The sequence below is a fragment of the Brevibacillus schisleri genome, assembly GCF_055685845.1.
Map to the genome: position 1 here is coordinate 3,102,993 of NZ_JBVNDM010000001.1, position 22,799 is coordinate 3,125,791.

Genomic DNA, 22,799 nt, shown 5'->3' on the forward strand with positions numbered 1-22,799 from the left:
TGAAGAACCATTTGAAATTGCTCTTCAGAATAGTTACCTGTCATCAGGTAACCACATAGGCTAAAGGGTAAAGCCTTACACTGGAGAGGAGATTGAGATGTACAACAACTATTACCATTACTATCAAGGGTATTATCCCGTGCTTGCCGGCTGGAATAACAACCATTTTCACTATGGATGGAGCCCTGATTATTACAACTGGAGCCATGCGAATGGGAGTCGATACTGGAATCGTTATCAGAATACCATCGAATTGAGAGATTATGGACCAAAGCCTTTTGTCGTGAATATTGAGCAAGCCACAAAGCAAAACAACACATTCCGTACGGCATTATGGACAGGGAAGCACTTGCAGGTAACACTAATGAGCATAAACGTTGGGGACGACATTGGTTTAGAAAATCATCCGAATACGGATCAATTCATCCGAGTGGAAGAAGGTCAGGGACTTGTTCGGATGGGAGATCGCCAAGATCATTTAGATTTTGAACAAAGAGTCAATGATAACGATGCCATCATGGTCCCTGCGGGCACATGGCACAATGTCATTAATACGGGTAATACGCCGCTTAAAGTATATTCCATCTACGCACCACCTCATCATCCATTTGGAACCGTTCATCAAACGAAAGCTAGTGCTATGGCTTCTGAGCAAAGCCCTCAATAAAAATAGAGTTCCCGCTCCTTTTTAAGGGGCGGTATTTTTTTAGTGGGATAGATATTTTCTCAAGGATATTTTCAACGGGTATAGAATAATAACATTATTCACAATCTTCGTTTAAGGAAGGTATAAACCTATGGATAAAGAAGCTCAGCGAATCGACCTTAGACAAGAACAGTTCAACATGAAAGAGCTGCTTCAGTCACTGGTTGAAACGACTACGGATGCGATTTCAATTAGGGACATGCAGGGTCATATACTTTTCGTGAATAGTGCCTTTGAAAAAATCTACGGTTGGACATATCAAGACCTCCTGAATGACCCGTACTGCCTCGTGCCTGAAGAACTCATTGACGAGACAAAGGAAATTTTCCACGAGGTTAAATTTGAAGGAAAAAATATTACGGGCTATGAGACCGTGCGTCAACGAAAAAATGGTGAGATCGTTCACGTTGGTCTAACCGCTTCCCCTATAAGAGATACAGAAGGTACGATCGTAGGCACTTCCGTTATCGCCAGAGATATTACGGACCGCAAAATGGCGGAAGAAGCACTCGTGAATAGCGAGGCAAAGTACCGCATCCTTGTAGAAAATACGAGTGATGTTATTTGCCAACATGATGTACACATGAATAATCTTTTTGTATCTCCTTCTATCGAACACCACTTGGGATACACTCAGGATGAATTTCTTCAAACGAATAGTTTTGATCTCATTCACCCTGATGATGTAGAAACCGTGAAAGATCTGCGTTCCTTAATCTCTATGCATCCCCAAAATGTTCAAATGGAGATTCGATTACGTCATAAAAATGGATCGTGGGTGTATTGGGAGTCACGTTGTGTTCCGATTATGTCTGAGAACAAAGAGATTGATAGCTTTCTATTCGTTTCACGCAATATCACCGAGCGAAAACACTCCGAAGAAGCCTTGCGCAAGAGCGAGGAACAGTATCGATTCATTGCTGAACACACGGCTGACTTCATTTCCGTTATAGATAAATACGGTCACGTATCGTATAGTTCACCTTCCCATGTGAAGAAATTAGGGACGAGCCAAATTATTTTTGAAAACATACATCCAGAAGATGTAGCACTCGTCTGTGAGCGATTTTCCACGATGATTGAGTTCGATATTCCGGTGACATGTGAGTATCGATACAAACTGGAAAACGAGAAATGGATCTACCTTGAATCAAGAGGGATGCCGTTTTTTAGCTCAGATGGTGGAAATCAATACTTCATCAACATTACACGTGACCTAACAGAGAGGAAGCAAAACGAAGAGCTTCTCCGCAGAACAGAGAAGTTGTCCGTAATCGGTGAATTGGCCGCAAGTATCGCGCACGAAATAAGAAATCCGCTTACGGCATTGAAAGGCTTTATCCAATATTTGCGACCAACACTATCGGGGGGAGCCACTTATACAGACATTATGTTGTCCGAGTTAGATCGAATCAACTTTATCGTGAGTGAGCTACTTGTGTTGGCCAAGCCGCAAACGCTGAATGTGAAGCGGATTCTTTTACACCCACTTATTGAAAGCGTGGTAAAGTTTCTGGAATCAGAAGCAAATCGAAACAACACTTCGATCAACACAATATTCAGCGATATTCCCATAGCGATTAAAGGAGAAGAAAATCAAGTAAAACAAGTCTTTATCAATCTATTGAAGAATTCCCTGGATGCGATCACGACAAATGGCACAATTAGCATAGAAACCACATGTCTACCGAATAACCAAGTGCGGATTCGCTTTACCGACAATGGATGTGGCATTTCCCAAGAGCTGCTGCCCAGACTCGGTGAACCTTTTTATACTACGAAAGAGAAAGGAACAGGCTTAGGTTTACTTGTCAGCAATAAAATAATGAAAGATCATCAAGGAACCATCACCATCTCGAGCGAGATCAACAAAGGTACCACCGTGGAAATTATGTTTCCCATTTCGAAATAGGAAGGTGATCTAATGAATTCGCAAATCGCTATCAATAAGGTAGCTTACTCCAAATCCCCACCTACGTGTGCTGAGAAAGCTAGAATCATTAGAGGGGGAGAAAATCATGTGGAGGAAGTTTCTGCTTCATCCGATTGCAGTTCGATACAGTGTGTTTATGATCGGACTGGCGGTAATGGCGTTTGGTATTGGCATGATGATTGAGGCTCATCTAGGTGTTGCGCCGTGGGATACACTGCATATCGGATTACAGAAGACATTTGGACTGACCATCGGCATATGGTCGCAGATTGTGGGAGCCATGATCATTCTCGCTTCCTACATCATTGGCAAGATCCGGCCGAACGTGGGTATGTTTTTAAACATGTTTTTCTTTGGGCTGTTTATTGACGTATTCATGTGGTTGAACTGGATTCCTACAGGAGAGACCGTTCTCGAACGAGTTATTTTGTTCGCTGTCGGTCTGCTCATTTATACGATCGGAACAGGTATGTATATTTCACCGCGATTGGGAGCCGGTCCACGTGACAGTTTTATGTTAGCTTTACATGAGCGAATGGGATGGGGAATCGGTAAAGTCAGGATCGGTATAGAGTGCACAGTCATGGTGTTGGGCTTGCTGCTTGGCGGGCCTGTTTCGGTAGGAACTTTTGTGACGGCCCTTGCCATTGGACCGCTTATCAAGCAATTTATTCCAATGTGGGAGCGAATTTTGGCAAAATCGTACGGAACCGCTTAGACCAGAGAAAAAGAAAAAGGGTGCTCATATGGGGCTGTTGACAAATTGCCGTAGAGATAGGGGTTTCTGGGAATCGTGTAGAAATCATTTCTATACGGTTCTTTTTATTTTGGAGGGCTATCTCATGATGGGAATCGATGGAGACAAACAGCACCAGTTTATGTTCTTAAATTTGGATGATCTTGTACCCGAGAATCATTTTTTACGTGTTGTTCGTAATAAGATTGATTTTTCTTTTATCTATGAGAAAGTGCAACACTTATACTCGCCTGTAGGTCGTCGCTCAGTTGATCCAGTTTTGTTAATGAAAATGATCCTTATCGGGTATCTTTATGGCATCCCTTCCGAAAGGAAGTTGGAACAAGAAATCCAAGTGAATTTGGCCTATCGATGGTTTTTAGGATTGGACTTAACTGACACTGTTCCCGATCATTCCACACTGAGCCAGAACCGCCGTCGTAGATTTAAAGAAAGTCATATTTTTCAGGAGATCTTCGATCACATCGTCTCGGAATGTATTCGAACTGGTTTAGTTACTGGGGAAATAATTGTTGTTGATTCTACTCACATCAAAGCGAATGCATCGATTAATAGGTCAGAAAAAGTTTTAGTGGAGAAAAAGCCTACTGAGTACCTTGAAGAGCTAGAAAAGGAAGCACGGAGAATTAAAAAAGACAGAGATAACGATCCCACTAGGAAAAAACGAGGAAGAAAACCTAAAACCTCTCCTCCTGAGAAGGAAGTAAAACAGAGCACAACAGACCCGGAGTCAGGTTTATTGAACCGTCCTAATAAACCCAAGGGATTTCACTATTTAGCGCATACCAGTGTGGACGTTAAGCATGGAATCATAACTGATATACACGTTACGGCTGCTAATGTGAATGACCACGAACCATTTATAAAGCGATTACAGATACAAAAAGAGAAATTTGGTTTACATATTGGCAAAGTAGGCGCAGATAAAGGGTATGATCGCTCTGGAGTACACCATGAATTAGAAAATTTAAAGATAACCGGTTATATCTCTCCGATAAAAGGTGTTATTGATCAGACCGAAAGGTCAGTACAATTTACATTTGATGAAATGAACGATGCCTATTATTGCTCGAATGGCAAGGCACTTCAATTTACTCATGTTAAGTGGCACAGTTGGAAACAAAGTTATAGCAAAATTTATGCTGCCCAAACAAAGGACTGTAAGTCCTGTGAGTTACGCCAACAATGTTTTGGACAAACCGCATCTCGCAAAACAATAGAAAGACCATTATTCCAAGAGGCTAAAGAACGCAACCAAGCAAGGAAGCAAAGCCAAGAGTACAGTGTTATCCAAAGGCAAAGAAGAATATGGTGCGAGGGTACCTTCGGTACAATGAAAAGGCAGCATAACTTAAAAGAAACATACAAAAGAGGCATTCGAAATGTATCCGAACACTGCCTCTTTTCTGCAATGGCAATTAACATTAAACGAATGATAAAAGCAAACTAATCACAGGTTACGAAACAAAACAATCCGACGACGTATAAGTGAAAAAACGGCAAAAGGGTTAGGGCATTGGGTCCCTAACCCTTTTTGTCAACAGCCCCAACTGTGGAGGTCCCTTTTTACAGTTTGAATACGCCAAAATGAAGCTAGAACTACATTTCCCAAGAAGTATTGAAGTGATTTATTGCAAAGGATATACTATTCTCAAAATTAAAACAAATCAGAATGACAAAGGAGCTTCAGGTATGGCACAACTCGTAAAAGAACGGATTCGGAAGCAGTATGGAAAGCTGACAGCAAGCCAAAAAATCATCTGTAAGATCGCGATAGAAAAGCCCAGCTTACTTGCGATCCATACCGCCAAAAAAATTGCGGAATTTACGAATACCAGTGAAGCGACTGTCATTCGCTTTTGTTACGCATTGGGTTACTCCGGATACACAGAGCTTCAGGAAGAAATCAAAAAGTCTCTTTTGATAGGGGACCAAAGGAAGGGGCCGATCCAGAAATATCGAGACACGGAGGTTACGCTCGATCTGAGCAATTACGCCCATCAAGTGATGGAGAGTGATATTGCGTATCTCCAGCAAGGCTTGCAGCAAATAGATTACAACTTGCTCCATGATGTGGTCAAAAGCATCGTGCAGGCTAACCGAATCGTAGTGGTGGGATTTCGCTGGTGCCATATTCCTGCAAAATGGCTGTTTTCGGCGTTGAATGCGATCAAAGGAAACACACATCTGTATACGGGAGCCGTTGATAACGCCGATTATTTTCTCACGGAACGGGATCAAGAGTGGCTGGTTATTGCGATATCATTTCCTCGTCATCCTAGCGAGACAGTTGCAATGGTCCATTCAGCAAAAGAGCTGGGAGCAAAGATTTTGGCGATTACGGAAGGCGAGTTCTCCCCTATCAGCCAAGTAGCAGATCATCTCCTGAAAATCACCACACCCCAACCCGTTGCCACTAGTGGTATGCCCACACTATTCTCCATGCTAAATGTCTTGATCAAAGGTGTCATGCTCCACGACGCGGAAAATGTCCAGAAACGATTGCAGCACTATGATGAAATCAGTTCGAAGCTATACTCGTTTGTCGGAGAGGAAGAGGAAGACTTATCGATCTTTTGAAAACAGTAAAAATGAGAAAAGGGAAAGGGGAATCCTGCCAATGACCAAGCCGATCTGGTTTACCGCGACTGGCGACAGCTTCATTACACGCAATCTTCCATACAGGGACCAAGCTTTTGAAGAGGTAGCCAGCTTGCTGCACCGTGCGGACGTACGCATTGCGAATCTGGAGACGACCGTACACGATAACGAGGGCTATCCCAGCGCACAAAGCGGGGGCACGTGGGCAATGTCACCACCTTCCGTTTTGCAAGTCATGAAAGATTATGGCTTTAACATGATTGGGTGGGCGAATAATCATACGCTCGATTATTTGTATGGGGGACTAGAAGCAACAGAACGATATCTCAATGAGTATGGCTTCGTCCATGCTGGAGCAGGAAAAAATCTCGCCGAAGCGGGGGCGCCGCGGTATCTCGAATGCGAAGGAGCCAGGGTAGCTTTCATCGCTGCAACGTCGACTTTTCATCCATGGTGGGCGGCCGGAGATCAGCGTTCGGATAGTATCGGCAGGCCAGGGATCAATCCGATGCGATATGTCATGACACACCACATTACGGAAGAAAAGCTCGCTGATTTGCAAGCCATTGCGGAGTCGACGGACATTAACGCCTTCAACAAGATTCTCATCGAGGAAGGCTTCATGAACGATCCGGGCAAGGAGATCTTTCTCTTCGGAAATGCGCGTTTCATGGTAAGCGACGAAGAGGGGACGACTACTCAGCCGCATCCGCGTGATCTGAACAGAATCGTCAAAACGATTGAGCAGGCAAAGAGGCGCTCTGATTACGTCATCGTGAGTATTCACGCGCATGAGATGAAGGGGAATGCGAAAGAAGTTGCAGCTGATTTCTTGCCGGTATTCGCAAAAGCTTGCATCGATGCGGGCGCACATGCCGTGGTGGGACATGGCCCCCATTTATTGCGAGGCATTGAAATCTACAACAATCGGCCGATCTTTTACAGCTTGGGGGATTTTATTTTTCAGACAGAAGCCGTTACGAGTCAGCCAGCTGATTTCTACGAGCACTATGGTTTAGATCATAATCATAATGTGGCAGATGCGTTGGAAGAGATGAGTGCCAACTACACACGCGGACTCTGTGTGCACAAAGAGGTGTGGGAGTCGGTTATTCCCCTGTGGAAAATGCAAGATGGTGAACTGCTCGAACTGGAGCTGCATCCGATTGAATTAGGTTTTGATCTGCCTGTACATCGTATGGGGTGGCCGAAATTAAGCGAGGATATCTCAATCTTAGAGGGGCTCAAATCTTTGAGTGAGCCATATGGCACAGTCATTGAGATCACGGATGGAATTGGGCGCGTGCGACTTTCAAAATAGCGGGAAACAGCGGCAGTCTATTTCCTACACAAATGGAGTGATTCACATGATGGCCAGAATCACCATGATTATGTTGTTTTTGCTATACATGATCAATTATGCGGATAAAACGATTGCGGGATATTCTGCCGTGCCGATCATGACTGAATTTTCATTGAACGAGAAAGAATGGGGACTTGTTGGAAGCAGCTTCTTCTGGTTTTTCTCCTTTGCCGGGATCGTAGGCGCGGCATTATCGGATCGCATCGGGACGAAAAAAATGCTGGCGATCATGGCACTGTCCTGGACTGTCATCCAATTCGGCGCTTATGCGATCGCGGGTTTGCCGATGCTTGTCGTAGCGCGGGTGTTGCTTGGAATAGGCGAAGGGCCATTTTGGGCAACGGTTGTCAGCCATCTGAACAAATGGTTTCCCGAAGAAAAGCGTGGATTGGTTTATTCCACCGTGAACTTTGGTGCTTTTGTCGGTGCGGTTGCTTCCGCACCGATGATTGTCGCGCTGATCGATAGCTATGGATGGCGATTTTCCTGGGCGTTTATGGGCGCACTCAGTCTGATATGGCTCCTGGTCTGGTTGTGGATTGGAAAAGAAAAACCACATGTCATTGTCGCTCCTGCAAAAGGCGCAGCTCCTACCTTGCCAAAAGCGAAATGGTCGGATATATCCGGTGTCTTGCTCTCATCCACGTTTCTATTCTGTTTTTTAATCTATTTTGCTCAAATATGGGGGACGACCTTCGCATCCGTATGGGAGCCTGTCTATCTCGTCAAGGTCTTCCAGTTTACGAATCAGGAAATGGCCTATGCGATTGCTGGCACGGGACTTTTAGCTGGACTGATGACCATAATGATTTCTTCCATCGGTGATCGTTTCTTTAAAAAGCATCGCAGCTATCGCAAATCATACCTTCTGGTTGGAGGTGTTTCGATTATTTTAGGGGGACTGTGCTTTTACAGTGTTACTCTTTTTCAATCTACGGTACTTGTTTTGATCTTTCTGTGCCTCGGAAAAGGGTTTGCTTTTTCTGTTGGAACAGCTGCCTCAGTCATTGTCAGCAGCTTGTTGCCAGAACGCACGGGACTTTTGGTAGGCGTGTTGTCCAGCCTGGTTACGTTGGCAGGGATCATCTCGCCGCTAGTAACAGGTTCTATCGTTCAGTCTGCTGGAGATATTGGCACTGGTTTTGGCAACGCCATGATCGTCAACGGGTTGCTCTTTATCATTTGCGGCGTGCTTTTCCTGCTCTTTGTGAAACGTAATGAACAAGTCAGTCAATCAGCACCGCCAATCTCCCATGTTTCCTAAAAGTAATGCTTTATAGGCTTGACACCAGGTGTTAAAATTTTCTGAAAAGGGGGAAGGTGTGCGATGTATCATTTGAATGAAAGCCTCATGCAGAGCGCGAAACAGTTTGCGGATCGTCCAGCCTTTGTCTTTATGGGAGAAACGACGACGTATGCACAATTCAATCAGCAGGTCGAACATCTCGCAGCAGGACTTGCCCAGAACGGGATTGGAAAAGGGGATGCTGTCGCCCTGCTCATGGATAATCGGCCGCATTTTGTAATCGCTTACTATTCGATACTCCGCGTAGGAGCAGTCGTTGTTCCCATGAACCCCATCTATACGGCTCGCGAAATTAGCTTCATTCTTTCGAACAGCAAAGCAAAGGCAGCCATTGCCTTATCGGCGTTGCAGCCGGTACTAACCCCGATGAAGGACGAAATAGAAGATTTGCAGCTTCTTATCTACTCGGAATCTATTGAAAATGAAATAACGATCGATCAGCTTGTAAAGGAAGGGCAAGAGTCAGAGGTAGGCTACGCGGAGCCGGAACGAAACGAAGATGACCTCGCTGTTATTCTGTACACATCAGGTACGACTGGTCAGCCAAAAGGAGCGATGCTCTCCCACCGAAATATGGCTTCGAATGCGGATGCGATGGGGATATTGTTCGAGTTGGTGCCAGAAGATCGCATGGTCGCGGTACTCCCGATGTTTCACGTCTTCTGCATGACGGTGTGCATGAATGGCCCGATTCAAACGGGTGCAGCCATTATTATCGTGCCAAAATTTCATCCGGTAGACGTCCTCCAAACGATTCGTGAGCAAAAAGCCACATGCTTTGCAGGTGTTCCGACCATGTACAACTATCTGTTACAGGTGCCGACTGCGACAAAAGAAGATTTCTCATCAATCCGGATATACTGCTCGGGAGGTGCATCCATGCCCGTCGAGCTCCTGCACAAGTTTGAAGCAAAATACGATGCCAAGGTGCTGGAAGGCTACGGTTTGTCCGAGGCAGCCCCGGCTACCACATTCAATCCATTGCATGGGACCAGAAAGCCAGGATCGGTTGGAATCGATATCCCGCTTGTGAAAAACAAGGTCGTCGATCCCGAAGGAAACGAAGTCGCACGTGGAGAAGTGGGTGAGCTGGTAGTGCAAGGGCCCAACGTCATGATAGGGTACCTCGGTTTGCCAGATGATACAGCCGCAGCGCTTCGAGATGGTTGGCTGTATACGGGAGACATGGCGCGTATGGATGAAGAAGGATATGTGTACATCGTTGACCGCAAAAAAGACATGATTCTCGTTGACGGCTATAACGTGTACCCGCGTGAGGTAGAAGAAGTGTTATACCAGCATCCCGCGATTATCGAGGCGGCTGTGATCGGAATTCCTGACGAGGTGCATGGCGAGGCAGTCAAGGCATTTGTGGCATTGAAGGAAATAGCGGTTTCTCAAGAGGATATCATGGCGTTTTGTCGTGACAAGCTGGCGAAATACAAAGTTCCTCGTCAGGTGGAATTCGTAGCGGAGCTTCCCAAAAACACTACAGGGAAAATCTTGCGTCGTTCGTTACGCACCACGTAAACGATCGCACGACGGGATGTGGAGGTGTTTGGATTGCTGCATTTGATTCATGCAACGGAGGATGATGAATACGAACTAGCACGTGAACTTTTTTTGGAATATGTAGACTCATTAGGAGTTGATTTGAGCTTTCAAAACATTGCAATCGAATTGCAAAATATACCCGGCGAATACGCACCACCAGATGGCTGTATTTTGTTGGCACTAGATAACGAACAGCCCGCAGGATGTGTTGCCTTACGAAAAATAGATGAACAAGTTTGCGAAATGAAGAGATTGTACGTGAAGCCCGAATGGAAGGGGAGAGGAGTAGGGAAAAAATTAGCCTTGGCGATCATGGACGAAGCGAAAGTACGAGGCTATTCATTCATCAGATTAGATACGCTTCCTACGATGGAACAAGCGATTCAGCTTTACCGCTCGTTGGGATTCTATCCAATTGAGCCCTACCGTTTCAATCCAATTGAAGGCACGCTGTACATGGAGAAACAGCTCAAATAACACATTTGCAAAATGGTCTCCCAACGATACTAACCTAGAATCATTAGGTCGCGGGGAGGCTTTTTTCTGTTCTTTACACTCACCTTTATGTAAGTAACTGAACAAAATGTGCGTACTTACAAATTTGCAGCAAGCATTTTATACTCATAAAAAAACAAACCTTCAAGGAGGACCCTACTTTGAAAACGCTAGTAATCGTCACACATCCAAGCATTGAAACATCCGTCATCAATAAGCGATGGGTAGAAGAACTCAAAAAATATCCAGAAAAGTATACCGTACACGAATTGCATAAGGTTTACCCAGATGGAAACATTGATGTGCAAAAAGAACAACAATTGGTTGAAACGCATGGGAATCTAGTATTACAGTTCCCGGTTTACTGGTTTAATTGTCCGCCTCTCCTGAAAAAATGGCTGGATGATGTTTTTGCATATGGGTGGGCGTACGGTTCAAAAGGAGGCGATAAATTAAAGAATCGCAAAGCTGCATTAGCCGTATCTGCGGGAATTAGGAAGGAGGATTATCAGGGAGAGGGAAGGTATCGGTATACGCTTGAGCAAATATTGACCCCTTTTGAAACAACCTTCCGCTACTGCCACGCGGATTATCGTTCTTTCTTTGCGTATTATGGTACGGAGACTGAGTCAGGGGAAAATGTACCTGGTCAAGAACTTGATCCGACTGGTAGCGTATTGGATAAGAGCGCGCAAGATTATGTGAAATTCATCGATAACCTGTAAGAAGCCCAAAGAAAAAAGAAGTATTTCCGTGGTTGGGAGATACTTCTTTTCCTGTTAGAAACGATCGTTATGCCTGCTTCTTTACTTCCTCCTGAGGGGGCAAGCTGTTTTTCTCTCCCCAGTCGCACATCATATTTAATAAAGGGATGAGAGAAAGACCACGTTCTGTTAAGGAATATTCCACTTTGGGAGGGACTTGGGGAAATTCCTTGCGGATGATCAAATCATCTGCTTCCAGCTCTTTTAACATCAAGCTCAGTGTTTTAAAAGAAATGGTACCGATACTTCGCTTTAGCTCATTATGCCGCATCACCTTCTTTTCAGCGAGCCAATACAAAATGATCATTTTATATTTACCGCCGATTAAAGACAATGTATAACCAAAACCAGTGTCTTTCAGCTCCACACCAGTCGGAACACAGGTTTCACGCACGAATCACACTCTCCTTTGGGAAGTATGGTTTGTAAATGCATATACTTTACCATACATCATACTGCCATCTTTGGAAAGTGATACCGAGTAAGAAACCCGTGGACTTTTATGATTCGACACTCTTTTGATGGAGCTCAAGCTTGCCAGGGCCTGCGTATAGTACGGAAAAGAAACCAATAACGGCGAAAATCAATCCCACGATATAACCATGATTGATGGCAGTACCTAGAGAGTCACTCAGAAAAGAATGAACACTCGGCTCGATTTTTAATGGCTCACGCATGAGAACTTCAGGATTAAGCAGATCAGCTGCTTTCTCCAAGGAAATGCCATGTAATGACGCCCCGGTGGATACGATACTTGCATAGTTTTGGTTCACAACAGCAGCCGTGATCGATGCACCGAGTACACCTCCCATGTTTCGACAAAACCCAACGATCGAGGAAGAAATACCGATATATGGTTTATCGACCGAATGCACGATCGCGTTTTGTGCAACACTCATTAATGGCCCGATTGCAGCAAATCCGAACAGAATCATCAAGAGTGTTAAGAAAAAGAAGGAAATGCCCGTTGAAACGTACATGAGCAAAATAGAACTTACTACACTAGCGAGCATAGAGAACGCCATGAGAGATCGGAAGGAAAACTTTGTTTGCAACATTCCGAATACCACGGCACCTCCCGTCAAAGAGAGCATCAACGGAGTCAAAACGCTATTGGAGTTCGGATACCCGAGCACGGCCACAGCGAAAATAGGCAAATAAGTGATGGCAGCAAACATGATGGCACCTTGAGAAAGACAGGCGATACAAGTTGCGACCACCATACGGTTTTTGAAAATCTGGAAAGGGAGGATCGGTTCCTGTGCATGACGTTCTACCAGAATAAAAGCAATCCCTACGATTACGGCCAGGGCAAACAGTGAGATGATTTGCCACGATGACCACTCATATGCTTTTCCTCCCCATTCAAGCGCCAGCATGACAGCTATACAGGAGACGATTAATGTAACGGTACCCAAATAGTCAATCTTTGGCTTTGATTGAGAACGAGATTCTTTCAAGGAAAACAGAAGCGTTAAGAGAGACAACAAACCGATCGGAACATTGACATAAAAGCACCAACGCCACTCCAAGTAATCAGAGAGCAAGGTCCCGATTTGAGGTCCGGCGATAGAAGAGAGCCCAAAGATTCCGGCAAACACGCCAGAGATTCGTGCCGTATATTTCGGATCAGAGGATAGCGTAAATAGGATTGTGAAAGTGATCGGAAAGAGAGCCCCTGAACCAATTCCTTGAAGGGCACGGAAAGCAATTAGCTGTTCGATATGCAGATGAATGCTGTATAGCTCTTCTCTGTATTTATCGACTTCGAAATCCGGAATCTGCCACGGAATGGCCTTCTTTAATCGAGCATGAGATACCAGTAAATTGCTACCTCATCACTATCTTTGTCAAGCCCCCTGTAGACGAAGGAATCGAAACCTCCGATGACAAAACCACAACTTTCGTAAAATTTACATGCACGGACATTATTACTTTGTGTCTCGAGCATGATTCCCGTCATACCGCCATCCTTCGCCCAGCGTTTAGCTTGTTCGATTAGTTTTTTACCGAGACCGTATCCTCGATATTGCTTATCAACTTTGATATCTTCCACATAGGCAAATTTGTTCCAATTTCTTTTCAAAACAATTTGGCCCACAACTTGATTGTTTACGAGCGCTATATAAATGATTTGATGGGGATTGCCGATATAGTTCGAATAATCCTCAATCGTATCTTCTTCAAGCTGTTCATCATCGTAGCTTTTCGTTCTAAGGGGTCTCTCCTTCACTGTATATCCGATTTGCTGTCCGATTAGTTGCAAGACAAGGGTAGAGTCTACGATAAAGCTCCCATCAATGTTTGCACCACACTCATCGTCGTCAGCCCGCAGTTCTCTAATGAAAATATCCATATTCGTCCTCCTCTGTATTTATAAGGTGAGAATAGGGATAGAAAGGGGGACCGCGGACTTAACGGAATACATATTGCTCCGCCATTTGCAGAACCTCCTCGTATTATTTTGTATGTAAGATTCTCTCAATAATTGTACAATGATTGCCTAGTAGGTGCTACCGCTTTTCATGCGCGAATGATCATATTCATCTCACATGATGCAGTTGACTTTGCCCTTAGGGGAAGGGGTATAAGTAGGGTATCGATATCGATTGAAGAATGGAGGTGAGCCTGTGCTATCAATCGGAGAGTTTTCAAAGATATGCGGAGTGACAACGAAAACGCTTCGCTATTATGCTGAAATCGGACTATTGACCCCGGACGAGATTCATCCTGAAAATGGCTATCGGTATTATTCCATCAAGCAACTGAAGAAGATGCTCTTCATCAATCGTTTGAAATCGTACCATTTTTCGCTGGACGAAATCAAAGCCATTCTGGAAAGGGAAGAAGATCAATCGGAAGAGAAGCTTGTTACCGTGCTTCTTCGCAAGCAAAGGGAAATGTATGAAAAACGAAACGCTTTGGACTACACCATCAAACAACTGAACCATGATCTTTTGAAAATGGAGCAGGGAATCCCCATGATGGCATACCTTGACAACATAGAAGTACAGCTTGTGGAGACCCAGCCAATCCATATTCTCTCGTTACGCGAGATGCTGACGAGTGATGATTATGCAAAAGGATATGGAAAGCATTTTAGTAAGCTGTATGAAAGGGTCGCGACTGAAAAGCTCAACTTGCTCGGTACGCCAATGACGATTTATCACAGCCCTGAATACAATCCCGCTGGAAACGATACAGAGTTTGCGCTCCCGGTCGCGGAGGCTGTAATGGGAACAAGAGATTTGCCAGGGGGACTTTGTGCAAAATCTGTATGTAAGGGGCCTTACTCCGAATTGACATCGGTATATGCCAGGCTGAGGGAATGGGTAGAAAAGGAAGGCTATGAATTGGTGAGATCACCCTACGAAGTCTATGTAACCGAACCCGATCATGCCAGTGTTGTTACGGAAGTGTATTTTCCAGTCAGAAAAAATTGACATTCTCTTGTATAGGAGGGAATTATTGTGCGAAGAAGCGATTGGCCTACAACAGAATGGCAAGCAGGAGACCCGGCTCTGTTGAACATAGACGCTGAAAAACTAGCAGAGCTAGACCTTATCATAAAAGCCTCGTACAGCAACATAAACGGAATCGTTGTTGTGAGAAATGGTTATCTCGTATATGAACGCTACTATCATGGCTATGGACCGAAAGATAGGCACCATGTAGCGTCTGTAACGAAAAGTATTCTATCCGCTCTCATTGGTATTGCCATAGAGAAAAGGTTTATCAAAAATGTCGACCAAAAGGTGCTGGATTTTTTCCCAGACTATGCACCCGATCATACGGAAACGCAAAAACAAGTAATTACCATACGCCATCTCCTCACGATGACAGCCCCCTATCCTTTTGAGGACTGGCACGAACCACTGGACAAGATGTGTATGCAGTCCGATTGGGTAACATATTCCCTGGATATGCTCGGGCAAAAGGGAAAGATTGGCGCGTTTAAGTATTCGACTGCTGGAGCGCATCTGCTTTCAGCCATTCTCACACGCAGCACAGGAAAAAGTGCCCGGGAATTTGCCAACGAACACTTGTTTAAACCCATCGGCATAGAAGAAATCCCTGATTATGATATGAAAGCGTTTGGGTTTGAAGATTTATTCGGGAAAGATGTGAGAGGGTGGGTAAAAGATCCTGACAACAACTCCACAGGAGGGTGGGGGCTCACGTTAACTCCATGTGACATGGCACGTATTGGCTTGCTCTATCTGAATCGTGGCTGTTGGGGTAATCAACAGATCATTCCAGTAGACTGGATAGATGAATCAACCGCGATGAATCTCAATCACTACGGGTATCTATGGTGGTTGCGTGAAGAGGACGGTGTTTTTTCTTATGCTGCACTGGGCGATGGAGGAAATGTTATCTGTTGCATCCCAGAAAAAAACCTCGTCGTAGCCATTGCATCAGAATTCATGCCGAATTCTCGTGATCGATGGACACTGATCAAGGAGCATATTATCGAGGCGGTAATCTAAGGCAGCAGATAGGAATGGAAGCAATGAACCGGGGAGTCGCAGCTCACCCGGTTTATTTGTTAAACGGTCGTTTAACTACACTTTACTTAGAAGCGTAATTTTCGGCAGCCATGCAAAGGTAGTAGCTTAAACCCGTTTGCTGCTCTTCCAACATTGCGCGGTGGAACTCATCTGAAAGGAAAAATCTTGACTGCTCGGCAAATGCTCGCGCATCAATTGGTTGGTCTTTTTGTAAAAAAGCAAGATGGTTTTTGATCGCAGAAACCACTGTTTCATCGTCGACACTTTTGTTGTTTTTCAGCGCAACGGCCATAAACGTCATGAAAGCCTTCGCTTCGGCAGCTTTTTCATTCAAGGAAGCCACGTCCAGATTCTCTGTATCCAATTGAAAATCATATGCTTTCTGCAAATGCTCATTTTGTTGAGTGAATGCTTGCTTCCATTCTTCTTCGTTCAATCCATCGAACATGTTTTCTGTGGACATATTTCCTCGCTTCCTTTCGTGTCGAATCGTTTCTTCGAGCGTATTCAAGATGCGCTCCAATCGTAGCTGGCGTGCCTTTAACATCGCTTGCTGCTCACATAAGCATCGAAGTCTGTCAGGTTCGTGATCAAGTGCAGCTTTAATGCTGTCCAATGAAAAATCTAGCTCACGATAAAACAAGATTTGTTGTAACCGCTTGAGCTCATTCTCACCGTAATAGCGGTACCCATTTTCTGTAACGATTTCTGGCATCAGCAAACCAATTTTTTGATAGTGATACAGTGTCTTGATTGTGGTACCTGACATTTTGGCTACATCGTTAACGGTATACAACATGGCGATTCACCTCCTGAAGATGAGTTTGCAGTCTGACCTTAGGTTGGAGTCAAGCGAAAAAAATGAAAAGAGGAGTACGGCCGAAAACAACCGAATGTAAGCGTATGATCCATTTATTGGGTGGGGGGATTCGCATGACGAAGCTATTTCAGTTGAATTCGGAAGATGACATGGAGAAGGTAGTGGCCCAGTCGCAGCAATTCGCACAAAAGGCGCTGCAAGAATACGGCTTGAATGAGGAGCACATTCGATTCAACCAACTGTCCGACACTTGCACATTTGTCATAGAAACTGAGAAGGATGGGGATTATTTACTCCGCATTCACGCTAACAAGAACAGAAACGAAATAGATTCCGAGCTTGCTTGGCTCAGCTATTTGCATGAAAAAATGGACGTACCGATTCCAACGGGAATAGAGTGCCGCAATGGTTCCAAGACAGTGAGCATCGAGCTAGCAAATGGTGACTGTGCCTTCGTATCCGTCATGCGATGGGTCGAAGGGGAGCATGTAGACGAAAAAATTACCGAAGAACAAGTATACAAAGAGGGTGTCTTGTTAGCAAAGCTTCATACAGGATCTCAAGATTTCCAATTGCCCCCTGAATTTGCACGTCCGATATGGGGAGAGGATAATTTCAAGCAATCTATGACTCGTTTGACAGAGCATTACCATCGGTTTCTGACGGATGAAGAATTCGAGCTATATCAATTGGCGGCGGATAAAATACTCACTTGTCTTGCCAAATTGGACAAGAATAGCAGCCACTATGGAATCATTCACGGCGATTTGCATCAAGGAAACATCGTTTTTCACAACGGAGATCCCCGTCCGATTGATTTTGGAAGATGTGGGTTTGGTTACTATCTTTATGATATCGCCCAGACCATTTTAGGTTTATTTCCCGCACAAAGAGAGCTAGTTATGAAAGGCTACGAGAGTTTGCGGAAACTAGAAGGGGACTGGCTCCCCAAACTAGAGAGCTTCGCGGTGATGGTCATGATTGAAAATTATAGTCATCATGCTTCTGACCCCAGGGAAACCGAGGGACTAAAAAAAGAACAGCCCTATGCAATATCTATGGTCAAAAACTACTTGAACGGTAAGCCATTTCTTTTTCCTTCAAAGGCAGAGAAGTAGCTGGAATCAAACCACCATTTGAAATGCTGGTTGATGACTTAGTTTTATGTGTCGGTATTATAAAATTTAATTGGAAAAATTTAAAATTAATGGAATAAAACACGAATAACAACAAGAATATGTTGACAGATAAAATGCCTGGGAGTAAATTTTTGGATAAGATTTTTTTAAAGTAATGTAAGAAAAATCATAATCCAGAAAAATAAACGGAGGCAAAGAAATGATATTAAGGGGTAGTGTTTTTTCTAGTATGCTAGAAATTGAAACCGGAATAACGGTTATTATTCCAAACAAATTTAATATGGAGCAAAATTATCAAGTGGTATATCTACTTCACGGTCTTTGCGGAGGTAATGGTGATTGGGCAAATTATACGATGTTGCCTGTTTATGCAAATGACTATCATGCAATATTTGTCATGCCGGAAATTTCGAGGAGTTTTTGTTCGGATATGAAGTTTGGATTTAAATATTTTAGTTATATTTCCGAAGAATTGCCAATCATATGCAAAAGTGTCTTTAACATATCTTCTGAAAGAGAGGATACGATCATTATTGGTGATTCAATGGGAGGATATGGAGCTTTGAAATGTGCATTGTCAAAACCAGAGCAATATGGTTATTGTTGTGCATTTTCATCCCCATGCTTATTTTTGAAGGAGGATTTAGATGAGCATGGAGAGATTGAAAAATTTAGAATGGTTTATGGAGAACAGATGCTCAAGGATTTTCAAGGGATTTTAGGAGGTAACTTGGAGTGGAGTGATGAGCATGAGATATTGGAATTAGCTAACAAGATCAAAGATCAGACAGTCAGACCTGAAATATATATGGCATGTGGAACTGAAGATTTTATGCGTGATATCAACGTAAGATTCTACAATGAAATGCAGAATCTTAACTTTACCATTGAGTATGAAGAATGGTCTGGCAATCATGACTGGTATTTTTTCAATGAAGCGTTACAAAAAGCATTAAAGAAAGTTTTGAAATAATTTGAAGTGCTATTCTCATCAAATAGAAAAGCCATAAAGAGATCGTTTACATAATAAAATTATAGTAAACAACACATCGAACACACGAAAAAATCGTTTGTAAAGAAAAAAGGCAGTGGTAGCTCAGTTTCCCGTCCGAAGCTACTCCTGCCTTTTTCGATTTATCCTTCCTGGCGCAAATGACAAGCGAGCTGTAATTTTAGCAAGTCTTCCGGATTTCGCAAATCGATATGAAGAAGCTCCTCGACTTTGCGCAAACGCTGATACAGCGTATTGACGTGAATGTGCATTTCTTTGGCGGTCAGTTGAGGGGATTGACTGCATTTCATATACGTGATGATCGTCTGTTCCCATTCCTCATATTTTTCCGGGTCTTGCCAGAGGGGGGCAAAGACATCATGAATGAATGCATCAATATCGGCTTGACTCTGGTTCAGCATGAGGCGATTGACACCTAGGTCTTTATAGTGAACCACTCCAGAACGGCTGCGGTTGGTCAGGTAGAGAGCGGCTTTCTTGGCTTCTTCGTAGCTTTTGCTGATTTGCTCAATCCCGCTTGCCATACTTCCCACGCCAATGGATAACGATGCTTCCTTGCCAAGTTCCCACTCATCGTACGCCTGTTGCAGCCTCTCCCGGATGTCCTTTCCATCTTGGGAGCCGAGAGTCCGGATGAGGAGGGTGACATGGTTGTGGAATCCGTAAACAAACATTTGTGTTTTGTTGAACGCCCATTTGCAACGGGTAATGAGCCGGTGAATGTTTGCTTCTAGCAATGCCAGGTCGTGGCACTGCGTCAGATGGGCATAGATCACGTAGTATTTTGCTTGTGGCTGTAACCCCATCGAACGGGCGCGGTCAAACAGTTCATTGCCTTTGCTTGCGATCAATTCTTGAAAAAGATCGTGTGCACGCTTGTACAGCACAGAGCTGATCGCTTGCTTTTTCACCAAATCAAGTATGAGCACAGCGCTCCCTTGTTCGACCGTCATACGTGTGAGATCAGATAGCCCGCGTTGGTCTAAGGGAAGCATGAGACATCCGAGAAAGATGCTTCCATTGATTAGTGGATACAGACAGAATCGTTGATCGTCACCAGAAGCGGGTGAGAACAGGTTGACGGAAACGGGCTGTCTTCTCTTGTTCAGCAATGTATACAGTTCATCCCAGCTAAAAAATAAAAAACTCTTTTCAGGATACATTTTTTGCTCAAGCCAATCGGCAAAATAGATGGAATGGCCTGTCATTTTGCTGAGGGTTTTTATGATTGTTTCCGCGCCTTTATTTTGCAAGGACAACTGCTTGATGGATTCATGGATATGGTTGCGTTGTATCAAATCGTCGTGCTTGGCTTGCAGTTGGGCGCTAATGGCAGCCATATGCTCATACGCTTGTTTGACTTCCGCATAGAGCTCGGCATTTTGCAGGGCGATGGAAGTTTGGTCTGCGAAGCCTTGGAGGAGGTCGAGGTCGTACTCGGTAAACACATTTTCTTGATGAAACTGATGCAGGACAAGTACACCAATCCGTTTTTCTCCACGTGATATCGGAACACATAACAACCCATTTAAGTCATGCAATGCTTTTGCGTGGTTCAGGGAGTGAAAGTTGTCAGCAGAGATATCCTTCATCGCATGGGCTGTTTCTTGGCTGGTTCCGTACATGCGTGGGAGTCCGTCTTCGAACACTTTGCCCGCGATGGATTCTCCCACCCGCATTTTGAGATCCTTGAACACCGTATCATGAAAACCGACGGTCGCTTTCGGAAGCAATCGGTCGATAGTGGGATCATATAAGTGCAGGAGGCCTGCGTCTGCAGCCGGGATAACAGCCAATGCATTACCGATGATGCCACGGATGATTTGGTCAACGTCGAGAGTAGCAGATATCGAACGAATCCCTTCAAAAAGCTTCTTGCTTTCCTCCGCTTTGGCAGTCATTTTTTCTTCTGCCAACAACAGACGAATGCCGAACCACAATAGGTCCCATTGGTCAGTGGTTAGGATGACCGGTTGGTTTGCTTTATGTGCAAGGCAGATAACAGCTTGTCCTTCGTTTTCGTAGAAAAAACGGTACATTTGTTGGGAGGGAAGGGACTCATAGGTATAACGCTTATCGTTCGCATCGCTACCACAGTGAGGTACAGTCATAGGGGGAATATTCCTGGTAGCGTTTTCGTGAAAGGAGGAGAAAACAAGCCGAAAATGTCGATCACGCGAAAATTGGAACCAGATGGAAGAAGGCTGATCACCAAACCATTCATGCAGCTTTTCAAGCAGGAGCGAAAAAGAATTCATCCACGTGTCCTCCATGTAGAGAAATACACATTCGTTTTTGGAAATAAGTATCTGTATATACATTGTATTCATAATTTTCGCTAGATACAATACTCCTATATGAAGCGGAAGGTGGGAGACGATTTGACAGCAACTTACAATAACTACATCGCCGGAGCTTGGGTGACTAGCCAGACTGGACAGGTTTTCCCTAGCACGAACCCTGCCAATACGAATGAGGTTCTCGGTTATTTTCAAAAATCGGACGGGCTAGATGCGCGTACTGCCATTGAAGCTGCTGCCGATGCTTTTGGTGAATGGTCACAAAAATCGGCTCCCACACGTGGAGAATTCTTGTTCTCCCTCATTCACTTATTGGAAAAACACAAAGAAGAGCTCGCAGAAACGATCATTCGTGAAGTCGGGAAAACATTGCGGGAAGCGAGAGGTGAGGTTGCCAAGACTATCACTTCCATGAAGCAGTTGACCGGGGAAGCCACTCGATTGACGGGTCAAACGGTGCCTTCCTTTGATGAACGGGTAATTGGTTACACGGTGCGAGAGCCAATCGGGGTTTTCGCGATTATTGCGCCATGGAATTTTCCGCTGGGGATTGGCTTGTGGAAGATCGTTCCAGCCATTCTCGCAGGCAATACAGTGGTGTTCAAGCCAGCAAGCAACACCTCCTTGATTAGCGTAAAGCTGGTAGAGCTCCTGATTGAAAGTGGCGTTCCAAGCGGCGTTGTGAATTTGGTAACAGGACCAGGTGCAGTAATCGGGGATGAATTAGCGAATCATCCACTGGTCAAAGGCATTTCATTTACGGGTTCATCTGAAGTGGGACTTGCCTTGGGGAGAGCAGTTGGAGCTAGAGGAGGGAAGATTCAGGCGGAGATGGGCGGGAAAAATCCGGCGATCATCCTAGCAGACGCCGATATTGACCTCGCTATCGATTCCATTGTACTGAGCGGATTCTTCGATAATGGCCAACGTTGTACGGGGACCAGTCGCGTATTGGTTGTTCCCGAAGTAGCCGAAGAAGTAAAAGCAAAACTGATCGAGCGGGCGAAGGGCTTGAAAATCGGGAATGGTTTCGATCCAGACAATCATAATGGTCCAGTAGTGGACGAGCATCAGCTCAATTTGTATCTTCATTATATACAAAAGGGCATTGAAGAAGGCGGCGTACTGGAATGCGGAGGGAAGCGCCTGGTAGATGGTGATCTCGCCCAAGGCTATTTCGTCGCGCCGACGGTGTTTACCGGCATCACACAGGAGATGACGATTGCCAACGAAGAAATTTTTGGACCTGTGATCGCCGTGATCGATGTGGATTCTTTCGAACATGCTATGCAAGTGGCTAACCAGGTGGAATTTGGCTTGTCCTCCACGATTTTTACGAACGATTTGCAAAAAGCTTTCCAGTTTGTCAAAGGGATTCAGTCAGGTGTCACGCATGTCAATATGCCGTCGACACATTTTGAATCACAGTTTCCGTTTGGCGGTAAAAAGATATCTGGATTGGGTCCGAGAGAGCAAGGGGAGTCAGCGCTCGATTTTTACGTCGAGACAAAAACGGTTTATATTCGGCCATAAGTATA

General features: G+C 44.5%; 20 protein-coding genes. 15 read left to right on the top strand and 5 right to left on the bottom strand.

Going from position 1 to position 22,799, the window contains the following annotated elements; translation table 11 throughout:
- Positions 1–97 precede the first annotated feature (97 nt).
- The 10 genes from ACUUHJ_RS15240 to ACUUHJ_RS15285 all read left to right on the top strand — a co-directional run bounded on the left by ACUUHJ_RS15240 (position 98) and on the right by ACUUHJ_RS15285 (position 11,440).
- Complete coding sequence (locus ACUUHJ_RS15240; protein ID WP_289677951.1) at positions 98–667, top strand: cupin domain-containing protein; 570 nt, start codon at positions 98–100, stop codon at positions 665–667.
- A 130-nt stretch (positions 668–797) separates the two neighbouring features.
- The gene (locus ACUUHJ_RS15245; RefSeq protein WP_472299235.1) at positions 798–2,618 is read left to right on the top strand and encodes a PAS domain S-box protein; all 1,821 of its coding nucleotides are present in this window, start codon (positions 798–800) and stop codon (positions 2,616–2,618) included.
- 106 nt (positions 2,619–2,724) lie between these two features.
- Positions 2,725–3,357: a YczE/YyaS/YitT family protein gene (locus ACUUHJ_RS15250; RefSeq protein ID WP_472299236.1), complete on the top strand. Its 633-nt coding sequence runs from the start codon at positions 2,725–2,727 to the stop codon at positions 3,355–3,357.
- A 124-nt stretch (positions 3,358–3,481) separates the two neighbouring features.
- A complete protein-coding gene (locus tag ACUUHJ_RS15255) occupies positions 3,482–4,846 on the top strand; it encodes an IS1182 family transposase (RefSeq protein ID WP_472298067.1) in 1,365 nt (454 codons plus the stop codon).
- Between the two features lie 242 nt (positions 4,847–5,088).
- A complete protein-coding gene (locus tag ACUUHJ_RS15260; RefSeq protein WP_472299237.1) occupies positions 5,089–5,976 on the top strand; it encodes a MurR/RpiR family transcriptional regulator in 888 nt (295 codons plus the stop codon).
- A gap of 40 nt (positions 5,977–6,016) precedes the next feature.
- On the top strand, positions 6,017–7,318 hold the full coding sequence (locus ACUUHJ_RS15265) for a CapA family protein (protein WP_472299238.1): 1,302 nt from the start codon (positions 6,017–6,019) through the stop codon (positions 7,316–7,318).
- A gap of 46 nt (positions 7,319–7,364) precedes the next feature.
- Positions 7,365–8,624 carry an MFS transporter gene (locus ACUUHJ_RS15270; protein ID WP_472299239.1) on the top strand — a complete coding sequence of 420 codons (1,260 nt, stop codon included), beginning with the start codon at positions 7,365–7,367 and terminating at the stop codon, positions 8,622–8,624.
- A 63-nt stretch (positions 8,625–8,687) separates the two neighbouring features.
- Entirely contained in the window at positions 8,688–10,196 is a 1,509-nt protein-coding gene (locus tag ACUUHJ_RS15275) for a fatty acid--CoA ligase family protein (RefSeq protein WP_472299240.1), read from the top strand.
- Positions 10,197–10,220: 24 nt separating this feature from the next.
- Positions 10,221–10,697 (top strand): GNAT family N-acetyltransferase, encoded by a 477-nt coding sequence (locus ACUUHJ_RS15280; RefSeq protein ID WP_289673087.1) that lies wholly within the window; start codon positions 10,221–10,223, stop codon positions 10,695–10,697.
- Between the two features lie 179 nt (positions 10,698–10,876).
- Positions 10,877–11,440, top strand: coding sequence for an NAD(P)H-dependent oxidoreductase (locus ACUUHJ_RS15285; protein WP_472299241.1), 564 nt, complete (start codon positions 10,877–10,879; stop codon positions 11,438–11,440).
- 67 nt (positions 11,441–11,507) lie between these two features.
- Here the strand turns inward: ACUUHJ_RS15285 and ACUUHJ_RS15290 are convergent, their stop codons facing one another.
- The 3 genes from ACUUHJ_RS15290 to ACUUHJ_RS15300 all read right to left on the bottom strand — a co-directional run bounded on the left by ACUUHJ_RS15290 (position 11,508) and on the right by ACUUHJ_RS15300 (position 13,835).
- A complete protein-coding gene (locus ACUUHJ_RS15290) occupies positions 11,508–11,873 on the bottom strand; it encodes a winged helix-turn-helix transcriptional regulator (RefSeq protein ID WP_289673083.1) in 366 nt (121 codons plus the stop codon).
- 106 nt (positions 11,874–11,979) lie between these two features.
- Positions 11,980–13,302 carry an MFS transporter gene (locus ACUUHJ_RS15295; RefSeq protein WP_472301198.1) on the bottom strand — a complete coding sequence of 441 codons (1,323 nt, stop codon included), beginning with the start codon at positions 13,300–13,302 and terminating at the stop codon, positions 11,980–11,982.
- Positions 13,281–13,835 carry a GNAT family N-acetyltransferase gene (locus tag ACUUHJ_RS15300; RefSeq protein WP_289673079.1) on the bottom strand — a complete coding sequence of 185 codons (555 nt, stop codon included), beginning with the start codon at positions 13,833–13,835 and terminating at the stop codon, positions 13,281–13,283. Before ACUUHJ_RS15300 ends, ACUUHJ_RS15295 begins: the two co-directional genes overlap by 22 nt.
- 274 nt (positions 13,836–14,109) lie before the next feature.
- Between ACUUHJ_RS15300 and ACUUHJ_RS15305 the strand changes: the two genes are divergently transcribed.
- Together ACUUHJ_RS15305 and ACUUHJ_RS15310 are read left to right on the top strand one after the other, a co-directional pair.
- Positions 14,110–14,922, top strand: coding sequence for a MerR family transcriptional regulator (locus ACUUHJ_RS15305; RefSeq protein ID WP_472299242.1), 813 nt, complete (start codon positions 14,110–14,112; stop codon positions 14,920–14,922).
- Between the two features lie 27 nt (positions 14,923–14,949).
- Positions 14,950–15,969 (top strand): serine hydrolase domain-containing protein, encoded by a 1,020-nt coding sequence (locus ACUUHJ_RS15310; protein ID WP_472299243.1) that lies wholly within the window; start codon positions 14,950–14,952, stop codon positions 15,967–15,969.
- Positions 15,970–16,051: 82 nt separating this feature from the next.
- Here ACUUHJ_RS15310 and ACUUHJ_RS15315 read toward each other — a convergent pair whose 3' ends face one another.
- Entirely contained in the window at positions 16,052–16,789 is a 738-nt protein-coding gene (locus ACUUHJ_RS15315; RefSeq protein WP_472299244.1) for a MerR family transcriptional regulator, read from the bottom strand.
- Positions 16,790–16,923: 134 nt separating this feature from the next.
- Here ACUUHJ_RS15315 and ACUUHJ_RS15320 point away from each other — a divergent pair, with 134 nt between their 5' ends.
- On the top strand, positions 16,924–17,928 hold the full coding sequence (locus ACUUHJ_RS15320) for a phosphotransferase enzyme family protein (RefSeq protein WP_472299245.1): 1,005 nt from the start codon (positions 16,924–16,926) through the stop codon (positions 17,926–17,928).
- A gap of 220 nt (positions 17,929–18,148) precedes the next feature.
- Positions 18,149–18,922 carry an alpha/beta hydrolase gene (locus tag ACUUHJ_RS15325; protein ID WP_472299246.1) on the top strand — a complete coding sequence of 258 codons (774 nt, stop codon included), beginning with the start codon at positions 18,149–18,151 and terminating at the stop codon, positions 18,920–18,922.
- A 161-nt stretch (positions 18,923–19,083) separates the two neighbouring features.
- Here ACUUHJ_RS15325 and ACUUHJ_RS15330 read toward each other — a convergent pair whose 3' ends face one another.
- On the bottom strand, positions 19,084–21,219 hold the full coding sequence (locus ACUUHJ_RS15330; protein WP_472299247.1) for a helix-turn-helix domain-containing protein: 2,136 nt from the start codon (positions 21,217–21,219) through the stop codon (positions 19,084–19,086).
- Between the two features lie 99 nt (positions 21,220–21,318).
- On the opposite strand from ACUUHJ_RS15330, the gene ACUUHJ_RS15335 reads away from it, so the two are divergent.
- The gene (locus tag ACUUHJ_RS15335; RefSeq protein WP_472299248.1) at positions 21,319–22,794 is read left to right on the top strand and encodes an aldehyde dehydrogenase family protein; all 1,476 of its coding nucleotides are present in this window, start codon (positions 21,319–21,321) and stop codon (positions 22,792–22,794) included.
- Positions 22,795–22,799: the final 5 nt, after the last annotated feature.

Coding starts and splice junctions, on each gene's coding strand:
- ACUUHJ_RS15240 (WP_289677951.1), top strand. CDS start 98: ATGTACAACAACTATTACCATTACTATCAAGGGTATTATCCCGTGCTT.
- ACUUHJ_RS15245 (WP_472299235.1), top strand. CDS start 798: ATGGATAAAGAAGCTCAGCGAATCGACCTTAGACAAGAACAGTTCAAC.
- ACUUHJ_RS15250 (WP_472299236.1), top strand. CDS start 2,725: ATGTGGAGGAAGTTTCTGCTTCATCCGATTGCAGTTCGATACAGTGTG.
- ACUUHJ_RS15255 (WP_472298067.1), top strand. CDS start 3,482: ATGATGGGAATCGATGGAGACAAACAGCACCAGTTTATGTTCTTAAAT.
- ACUUHJ_RS15260 (WP_472299237.1), top strand. CDS start 5,089: ATGGCACAACTCGTAAAAGAACGGATTCGGAAGCAGTATGGAAAGCTG.
- ACUUHJ_RS15265 (WP_472299238.1), top strand. CDS start 6,017: ATGACCAAGCCGATCTGGTTTACCGCGACTGGCGACAGCTTCATTACA.
- ACUUHJ_RS15270 (WP_472299239.1), top strand. CDS start 7,365: ATGATGGCCAGAATCACCATGATTATGTTGTTTTTGCTATACATGATC.
- ACUUHJ_RS15275 (WP_472299240.1), top strand. CDS start 8,688: ATGTATCATTTGAATGAAAGCCTCATGCAGAGCGCGAAACAGTTTGCG.
- ACUUHJ_RS15300 (WP_289673079.1), bottom strand. CDS start 13,835: ATGGATATTTTCATTAGAGAACTGCGGGCTGACGACGATGAGTGTGGT.
- ACUUHJ_RS15315 (WP_472299244.1), bottom strand. CDS start 16,789: ATGTTGTATACCGTTAACGATGTAGCCAAAATGTCAGGTACCACAATC.
- ACUUHJ_RS15320 (WP_472299245.1), top strand. CDS start 16,924: ATGACGAAGCTATTTCAGTTGAATTCGGAAGATGACATGGAGAAGGTA.
- ACUUHJ_RS15325 (WP_472299246.1), top strand. CDS start 18,149: ATGATATTAAGGGGTAGTGTTTTTTCTAGTATGCTAGAAATTGAAACC.
- ACUUHJ_RS15330 (WP_472299247.1), bottom strand. CDS start 21,219: ATGAATTCTTTTTCGCTCCTGCTTGAAAAGCTGCATGAATGGTTTGGT.
- ACUUHJ_RS15335 (WP_472299248.1), top strand. CDS start 21,319: ATGAAGCGGAAGGTGGGAGACGATTTGACAGCAACTTACAATAACTAC.